Below are 8138 nucleotides of genomic sequence, written 5' to 3'. Positions count from 1 at the left end.
AGCTCGGCAGAAAACAGTATTTGAACTTCGTTGCCTACCAATTCGTCAGACCGGCGCACTCGCGGCGGCGGGAAGTGGCCTGCGCCTGTTGACTCAGGCCGCGATAGAGAAGCCGCCATTCGCAGTCCGATCGATAAAGGTCGGCTTCGGAGAACAGCAGACATTTGGATTTCAAGATCCTGCTGTCGATCGCATGGGCTTCGGCGAAAACGCAACGCTCAGCCTCCCGGTCGCCATACATGAGCGTGCTACCGATACGATGGAATATGGCGAGTTATCAATTGTGATGCGAACGCTCGAGCTTTCAAACACTAGCCCTGGCGACGACATTATCGTCACGTGGTTGGAACGCGGAAGGCCGCCCGTCGCCAGCGCCGATGGCAACGGAGGCTTCGGGAGTAAACTCGCTCGGCGCAGTACGTCGAGGCATCTCTGCTGATCGATCGCATACGCTTGGTCCTAGAGAGGCCTGATCGTCACGCCGCGGAAAAGGGGGAGCGTCTGGTCGGGTGAACGCACACCCTGGCAAGGCCGCTGCCGCTAACACATTCCGCTGAAATGTAGGACGTTGACAAGCAAAATATTGGCGAGGACCGAAACGAGGATTAAGCGCACACCCCAGGCGGTTGGAAAACAACTTAAACATCAAGCGCTAATCTTCGCGGGAAACACCAATCGCGCAAACTCCAGGATCGCAAGGTTGTAAAGATGGGCGCGCTCGAGCGGCCCCATGTTGTTGACACCCTTTACCATCGCCAGCTGCGCGTTCAGGCGCACGTTTCAACTTGCCGAGCCCGGCCAAGTACCCGACGATCACGCGGAAGTTGCGGGCGAGAACACGCTTTGCGTAAAACCACATGCGGCTGCTCTGCGACCAGCCATGGGTAAGAATCAGGGATGGGGCCTCCAATGCGCCGAACGTTTCAATGTGCACCTTTGCACCGCTGGAACTGTCGAGCATCTGACCGGTGCCGCGCTCGATCAGCATCGGATCGTCGTCAGCGCACGCAAGCAGCAGACGAAGGATCGATCGATTGACGAACGACCACGCGAGCAACCCGGCACCGGTCCAGAGCATCCAGTAGCACCGGATGTGCACGAGCGCGCCATCGGCTTCGTGCAGCCAGTTGCCCTGGTACCACGTCCAAAGCATATACGCCGCTTCAGCCAGGGCAAGCAGCAATAGGAGCGCGAAAAATTGGCGCAGCACGATAATGACGGTTTCTCCAGCACGCGACTAAGCGCCGCGCTCGGTTATTTTCGATAAGACGCCGCGACGGTCGAGCCATTGGAAAAGGCGGAGCGGCCTTTCAGCCACTCCGCCTTGTCCCTGTCGCATCCGGTCGGTTACTGGACGATCATCGCCTCCGCTTTTTCGACGGCGTCAACAATATCCTTCGCGCCGCCCTGGTCGCCATCGCTGGTCAGTCCGGCACCGGGGCCGGCGCCGAGATCGACACCGGTGCGAGGGTCCGCGTCCGGATCGGACATCGTGCGCGCCGCGAGTTGCTTGGCGACCTTCTGGTCGTCCTTGCTAAGGCGAACCGAGGCCGTCCCATCGCCGCCGTCGATCGGCATCGTCTCTTCGAGATCGTCAATCCGCTCCCATTGATCGCCCGAGTTCCACGGCCCCTTCATGTCGCCGTCGCCTTGCGACGTGTTAACGTAGAGGTTGGCATATTTCTCGATCCCAGGAAGCTTGCCAGTCGGGAAGTTGTTCTCGATCGCATAAAGCGCCTTTTCGAACGACTTCTGATGCGCGACTTCACGAGTCATCAGGAAACCAAGCGCCTCCTTAATGCCGGGATCGTCGGTGATTGCGATTAGCCGTTCGTAGACGATTTTGGCGCGCGCCTCTGCGGCAATATTCGAGCGCAAATCGGCGGTCGGCTCGCCCCGGCTATCAATATAGGCTGCCGTCCAAGGCACGCCTGCGGAATCGCAAAGAGCGGGGCCGCCCCCGAACAGCAAAGCGCTTTTGGCAGAACTGCCGCTAGCGCCAATCATTTGATATAGCTCCGCTTCGTTCTTCGCGGCTTCAGAAAGCTGCGCCTTGACGCCCTTGTTGAGCATCGCGACAATCGAACCGATCACTTCGAGATGGCTCAATTCCTCGGTAGCGATATCAAGCAGGAGGTCCTTGCGGCCTGCATCGTCTTCGCCAAGACCCTGCGTAAAATAACGCATCGCTGCGGCAAGTTCACCATCGGCGCCGCCGAATTGCTCCAGCATCATAGTGGCGAGATGCGGATTCGGCTCCGAAACTCGGACAGTATATTGAAGCCGTTTGTTATGCATGAACATTTTTACGATCCTTCGTGGCGCTAATTGATTGAACCGCTTGAGACCAAACATGTTCCCTAATCTAAATAGGAATTGATATGTATCAATATGCTATTATCGCTGTGCTAGTACGAACTGTTGTCGACTATGTCGCCAACTTACAACCCTCACACGTTCCCCTGGAACGATGTGGCGCGACCAATGTTGCTTGAAGGATGCCGCTCATGTTTGGCGGTCGAATGAAAGCAGGGGTGCTCCATGGATGTGAAAACACGGACGACCGATATCCCGGGCGTCAGCGCAGCGGTGTTGACGCTTCGTGCCGAACTGGCAGCCGTGACAATGCGCGAGCTAGGTCAAGTGGCGCTCGAAGGGCGTGAACTGAGGGTGATGGAGGGACGGGACGCGATTTGGGTGATCGTGCGCCGTTCGGACCGCGGTGGAATAGCGGTGTGAGCAGCACATACGCCTGGTGCAGAGACCGACATCAAGCGGCGCTCTAGCAAATCCAAATCGGCGCTCGTGCTGAACTTCAAGACTGCGCAGGGGCTGCATTCCCTCACTGTGTGCCCGGGAACGTCCGATTGGCCGGTCGTCCGAGTCACCGCGACGCTCACCCCCGCCGCGAAACTTCTTGTGCCGTTCCAGCCAACTTTCTCGGCGTCACCTGTCTGCACGACGGCCCATATATGGCGATCTACGTGTCTTGCTCATACAGGCTCCACCTTCTCAGGAGTTGGAGCCTCCGGCAAACCCGGCGCGGTTCAGGGCGCGGTCAAACGGCGCAGCGGCGGAGACCCAATAGGCTCGCAGACGCGCATCTACGCGACTGGACGCCGCTCGCATGCTGCACAGCTTGCGAGCAGTGCCTATGCCGACGCTTGTTCGATCTGACCGGTGTCGACGTCGAGATCGCGCAGGTCGCGCCCTCGCGTTTCGCGGCCGAACCAAGCCACCAGGCCGAACGAGATCGCGGTCGGGATCATCACCAGCAAAGACGACACGCCCATCGAGAACACTACTCCAGAGATCGTCAGGCCCTGGGCCAGCAGGCCGCCACCCTTGGTACAGGCGGCCACCCAGCCCGTTGCCCGGCCGCGTACCGCTAGCGGGAAGCTTTCAGCGGTATAGGGCAGCACGGTCGCGATGATGCCGTTCGTACCGACGATCAGCAACGCGACTGGCAGGACCGGACTCCCCGTTCCGCTCGCTTCGAGCTGTAGGACTAAGAGCAAACCAGCTAGCGTAACGGCAATCATCGTGGCCAGCGCCCATTTGGTGCTCCATCGACTGTACAGCAGCGCCGCGACGAACACTGTCGGGAAAGCAATCAAGGCACTTTCGGCAAGGATTCGGCTAGACAGGCCGACCGAATAACCCTTGGCCACAAGATCTGCTGGCAACCAGAGGAGCAGACCAAAGTTTATCAGGCCCCAGGACAGCGCGCAGATACTGAGCGCGGCCAGTTTTCCGTACAAGTGCAGCCCAGTCAGCGCTTGGGTGCCGCGCTGCGGTACGATCCCCATCTCGCTTGCGCGATGCGCCGTTGCTCCGAACCGGCGCATGACCTGCTTCGCTTCCTCGACTCGTCCACGTGCTAGCAAGAATTTGGCCGACTCCGGGATCAGCGCGCCCAGTGCAACGAGCAGCAGGCCAGACGGCAGGTTGGCGAGCCAGAGGATCCGCCAGCCAAAGATCGGCTGCAGGACCGCCGATAGGCCGCTGGCCGCGAAATAGCCGCCGACCGCCCCCAGTCCGCCGACGAGCACTAAGCTCCAGCCGCGATGGCGGCTCGGCATCATCTCCGCGAGCAGCGCGTAAGTCACCGGAAGCATGCCACCTGCCGCGGCGCCCATCATGAAACACATCGCGATGTTCCAGGCGAGCGACGGCATGGCGCCGCAGATCGAGGTGCCAACGAACATCACCGCCGACAGCAGTATCGACGCCTTGCGCCCATACACATCCGAGATCCAGCCCCAGAGTACCGATCCCGTCACAGTGCCCGCCAGCGCGAAGAACGGCACCAGCGAGACGGTTTTCTTTGGCACGCCATATTCGCTGATCATGCCGGGCACGGTGAACCCGAGCGAGGCCGGCTTCATCACGTCGATCACCAGCGCCACGACCAGTACCCCCATCAGCCCCCAATGTGCCGGCCCCAGTGGGGCGTCCTCCGGCGCGGCGACGACGATATCGGCCGCGGAAGCGCGCTGCGCCCCCAAATTGCGGGGCAACAGGCCATAGCCCGCGAGCAGCGTCCCGGCGACGATCAGCGCCATGCCAATTAGCATCGGCGTGTCCATCGGCATGCCGGCCAGACGGTAGTGCATCGCCCGCGCCATCGCGAACATCGGCAAATGGGCACACACACCCACAGTGACTGCCAGGCAGCCAAGCAAAAAGGCCCATAACGCCTGACGGTCCGAAAGTGTGCTGCTCAAACCCTTCATCACCGATCGCCCCCCATATTCACGTCGGACTTGCCCATGATCCGCCGCAACGTCCAGCGGAAGCGCAATGCGCACCCTGTCGCACCCGGACGACTCGACCCACAAGCTGACGCTAAGAACGCCCTTGCCCCTCCCCGAAACCCGCCGCTCATTCAGAAACCCACATCGGCCCGAACGAGCCGCACTTGAATTTTATTTTGGCTGATACGCGATCATCCCAAGTTCAAAATGATTGGGTCGTTTTGATCGTTCGATGGTTTTGGCTCGATGGCAGTTTCCACCCTTCCCTACGCGCTGGCCGTCGATGACGATCCGATGATCCTTATGGACGTGACTGGCATCCTCGAAGATGCGGGCTTCCGCACGCACGAAGCTGAGCACGGTGATGCCGCGCTGCTGATGCTGCCGGAGCATGCCGCCAACATCGTGCTCCTATTCTCGGACGTCGATATGCCCGGCGCAACGGACGGGTTTGCGCTAGCCCGCCACGTTTCGGAACATTACCCCTGGATCGAGATCGTGATTGCAAGCGGCAGGGTGGGCCCGGACGCCGGCGATCTCCCGGAGAAGGCGACGTTTGTGTCGAAGCCGTTCACCGCGGCAATGATCCACAAGCATCTGAGGACGATACTGCCCAATGGCAAAAAGCCCGATCCGCTGAAAACTGCGGCCTGATCCTACCTCAAGCATCGCCGCAAGCCATCGCCTGCCTGAAAAAGATCAGATTTCGATCAGTGCCGGTAGTGGGGTGACAGTTGAAAAGACAACGCCGGTAGGATGATATTCGATTTTTGCTTCGCCGCCTATTTCGCCGGCCAACACCCGTTGAATGAGTTTTGATCCGAACCCCATGCGGGTCGGGGGAGTAACCGGTGGGCCGCCCGCCTCTTGCCAAAGCAAGTGCAGCCGCGCCGGCTTGGTAGTCTCGTCAATGCTCCAGCTGATCGCTACATGCCCGCCTGAAACGGAAAGAGCTCCGTATTTCGCGGCGTTTGTGGCAAGCTCATGAAGTGCCAAAGCCAGCCCGACCGCAAGGCTCGGCGGCACGCCGATGTCGGGTCCGCTAACCTTTATCCGATCGTCATCGTTGGTGCCGAAAGGCGCCAAGGCGCGATCGACAAGGTCGCGCATCGTGGCGCTTTCCCAATGGTCGTTGACCAATAACGTGTTGGCCGCGTCCATCGCCTGAATGCGCCCTGCCAGTGTTTCGGCGGCTCCCTCCAGCGTGACGGCGTTGCGCAGGGTCTGCGCGACGATTGCCTGAAGCGTCGCGAGCATATTCTTTACCCGGTGGCTCAACTCGTTCGCGAGCATGGCGCGGTGGTCTTCAGCACGCTTTCTATCGGTCACGTTCTGGGAGACCCCCACGAGCAGCAACGGGGTGCCGTCGGCGCGCCGGAAAACCTGCCCGCGAACATAAAGCCACCGCTCCTCGCCCTCAGGAGTGAGAATTCGATATTCGACGTCGTAATCGCCGGTTTCTTCCAGCGCGACACGAAGAGCCTCATCCCGACGTACCCGGTCGTTGGGGTGCACGGCGGCCTTGATATCGTCGTAGGAAAACGACTCCGTCAGCGACCGACCCCAGTTTTCCTTGCACCCGTCGGTCGCCGTCATGCGCTCGGTCGCGAGATCCAGGCTCCAGGAACCAAGCTGAGCCGCCTCCAACGCAAACCGAAGCCGGCTTTCTGCCTGTAGCAGGTCGCTAGTGCGCTGACCTACCTCGGCTTCGAGATCGTCACGATCGCGCTGAAGACGGACGAGGCGCTCGCGTTCGACCGTCACATCGAATTGCGACGCGAAGAAGTAGGTCACCTCGCCGGCTTCGTTAAAGACCGGCGAACACAAAAGGCGATTCCAGAATGTGGAGCCGTCCTTGCGGTAGTTGAGCAATTCCAGTTCGATCGGTTCTTGATTGACGATCGCAGAGCGCAAGCGGGCTACGTCCCCCCGGTCCGTGTCCGGACCCTGCAGGAACCGACAATTACGTCCTAGGATCTCGCTCTCAGAAAAGCCGGTGAGTTTTGAGAAGGCGGCGTTTACGAAGGCGATTGGGTTATCGAGCTGATTGGGATCGGTGATGACCATCGGCATCCGCGTTGCGCGCACGGCAGCTGAAAAGGGATCCGTTCCGCGATCTTTTCGGACCAGCTCGTGTTCGATCCGGGAGTGCTCCTGATCGTCGTTCACCAACCGGCTCCATCGCGTGTCACAGACACCCTGGTTTTGGAGACCAATGGGAAGCCACGCTCCAGCGCAGCACCACCGAATGGAAACACAATCGCCTCGTGGACGTTAGCTGCCAGAAGGCCGATCGAGCGGTATAGGCGTGAAGGCAAGGGACGATCCGGTTCTAGCTATGCCCAGGGTGCCACCGGCACCCTGTCGGTAGCCGGAGCGGCGACCGTCAGGTTGTTTGTGTTCACCGGTAACATAGGAAGAGTGCGTTGTCGGTCCACTTGTACACACAGATCGTGAGGGCGGCGTCTGCGGCACGGGAGCTCTTATGCTAGGCCCCACGCCCGACGACCTCACGGGCAACGTACTGCTCGGAACACTGAATGAAACCGATCGCAAGTTGCTCGCGCCACACATGGTCGTGTTTGAGCTTAAGGCTCAGGACGTTTTGCAACGTGCCGGCGAAGAGGTCGTCCATACGTGGTTCCCGTGCGGATCCGCTATGGCGGCATTCTGCATCGGCATGAACGACGGATCAACCGCGGTGGAGGTCGGCTTGATTGGGTCCGAAGGGGCGGTCGGCGGGATTGTTTCGAACGGTCACCTTCCCGCTTATTCGACGGCGCAAGTTCGCTACGGCGGACGATTTCTGCGGGTGAAAACTTCGGCACTCGAGCAGGCGAAGTTGGATTCTCTCGCGCTCCGACATTGGTTTTCGCGATACTCGGATTGCCTGCTAGCCCAGGTTTTTCAAACCGCCGCGTGCAATGCCACCCACTCGATCTCGCAAAGAACTGCGAAATGGCTTTTGGCCGCGGTCAGCCGGACGCACTCCACCGAATTTGCGATGACCCACGAGCAACTGGCTCAGGTTCTCGGCGTCGGGCGAACCTTTGTTACCCGGGTGGTAAGCAGGCTGCGGGAAGAGGGGACGATCGCCACTAGACGTGGCGTTTTCGTGATAAAGGACGAGCAAGTTCTTCGGGACGCATCGTGCGATTGCACGACGGCTATCGAGAATCACTATGATACCGTCATGCACGGGGTTTACCCGCTGGCATAAGGTCGACAACGACCCATTTGCGGTCGTTCAGCGCCCCTTCGCGGTGACGTGCTCCCCGTTTTCAGGCCGCTGATAACTTAGCTTTGGTGTCCATATACCCCTGGCGGGGGCGGTTCGTAAACTCGGCGGGAGCCATCCCGCCAAGACTGCTGTGCGGACGC

The 8138-nt window shown here is 60.0% G+C and carries 7 protein-coding genes and 1 pseudogene; 4 read left to right on the top strand and 4 right to left on the bottom strand.

What is annotated here, in order from left to right:
* A pseudogene (locus U1872_RS22060) lies at positions 1-439 on the top strand (hypothetical protein); the annotation flags it as partial.
* Between the two features lie 213 nt (positions 440-652).
* Here U1872_RS22060 and U1872_RS22055 read toward each other — a convergent pair.
* Positions 653-1210, bottom strand: coding sequence for an alpha/beta fold hydrolase (locus tag U1872_RS22055; RefSeq protein ID WP_332795031.1), 558 nt, complete (start codon positions 1208-1210; stop codon positions 653-655).
* A gap of 137 nt (positions 1211-1347) precedes the next feature.
* On the bottom strand, positions 1348-2355 hold the full coding sequence (locus tag U1872_RS22050; RefSeq protein WP_332795030.1) for a manganese catalase family protein: 1008 nt from the start codon (positions 2353-2355) through the stop codon (positions 1348-1350).
* A 186-nt stretch (positions 2356-2541) separates the two neighbouring features.
* Between U1872_RS22050 and U1872_RS22045 the strand changes: the two genes are divergently transcribed.
* Complete coding sequence (locus tag U1872_RS22045; protein ID WP_332795029.1) at positions 2542-2739, top strand: hypothetical protein; 198 nt, start codon at positions 2542-2544, stop codon at positions 2737-2739.
* Between the two features lie 413 nt (positions 2740-3152).
* Here U1872_RS22045 and U1872_RS22040 read toward each other — a convergent pair whose 3' ends face one another.
* Positions 3153-4736, bottom strand: coding sequence for an MFS transporter (locus U1872_RS22040; RefSeq protein ID WP_332795028.1), 1584 nt, complete (start codon positions 4734-4736; stop codon positions 3153-3155).
* Positions 4737-5003: 267 nt separating this feature from the next.
* On the opposite strand from U1872_RS22040, the gene U1872_RS22035 reads away from it, so the two are divergent.
* Positions 5004-5411, top strand: coding sequence for a response regulator (locus tag U1872_RS22035; protein WP_332795027.1), 408 nt, complete (start codon positions 5004-5006; stop codon positions 5409-5411).
* 45 nt (positions 5412-5456) lie between these two features.
* On the opposite strand, the gene U1872_RS22030 is transcribed toward U1872_RS22035, so the two are convergent.
* Complete coding sequence (locus tag U1872_RS22030) at positions 5457-6926, bottom strand: HWE histidine kinase domain-containing protein (RefSeq protein WP_332795026.1); 1470 nt, start codon at positions 6924-6926, stop codon at positions 5457-5459.
* Positions 6927-7242: 316 nt separating this feature from the next.
* On the opposite strand from U1872_RS22030, the gene U1872_RS22025 reads away from it, so the two are divergent.
* Positions 7243-7977 (top strand): Crp/Fnr family transcriptional regulator, encoded by a 735-nt coding sequence (locus U1872_RS22025; protein WP_332795025.1) that lies wholly within the window; start codon positions 7243-7245, stop codon positions 7975-7977.
* Positions 7978-8138: the final 161 nt, after the last annotated feature.

Source organism: Parasphingomonas frigoris (genome assembly GCF_036663815.1).
Classification (GTDB): domain Bacteria; phylum Pseudomonadota; class Alphaproteobacteria; order Sphingomonadales; family Sphingomonadaceae; genus Sphingomonas.
Note: the sequence above shows the minus strand (reverse complement) of the source record. Positions and strands in the feature narration are given on the sequence as shown.

What these genes read in the sequence shown, in the direction of transcription:
- U1872_RS22050 (WP_332795030.1), bottom strand. Translation starts at nt 2,355, where the DNA reads ATGTTTGGTCTCAAGCGGTTCAATCAATTAGCGCCACGAAGGATCGTA.
- U1872_RS22045 (WP_332795029.1), top strand. Translation starts at nt 2,542, where the DNA reads ATGGATGTGAAAACACGGACGACCGATATCCCGGGCGTCAGCGCAGCG.
- U1872_RS22040 (WP_332795028.1), bottom strand. Translation starts at nt 4,736, where the DNA reads ATGAAGGGTTTGAGCAGCACACTTTCGGACCGTCAGGCGTTATGGGCC.
- U1872_RS22035 (WP_332795027.1), top strand. Translation starts at nt 5,004, where the DNA reads ATGGCAGTTTCCACCCTTCCCTACGCGCTGGCCGTCGATGACGATCCG.
- U1872_RS22025 (WP_332795025.1), top strand. Translation starts at nt 7,243, where the DNA reads ATGCTAGGCCCCACGCCCGACGACCTCACGGGCAACGTACTGCTCGGA.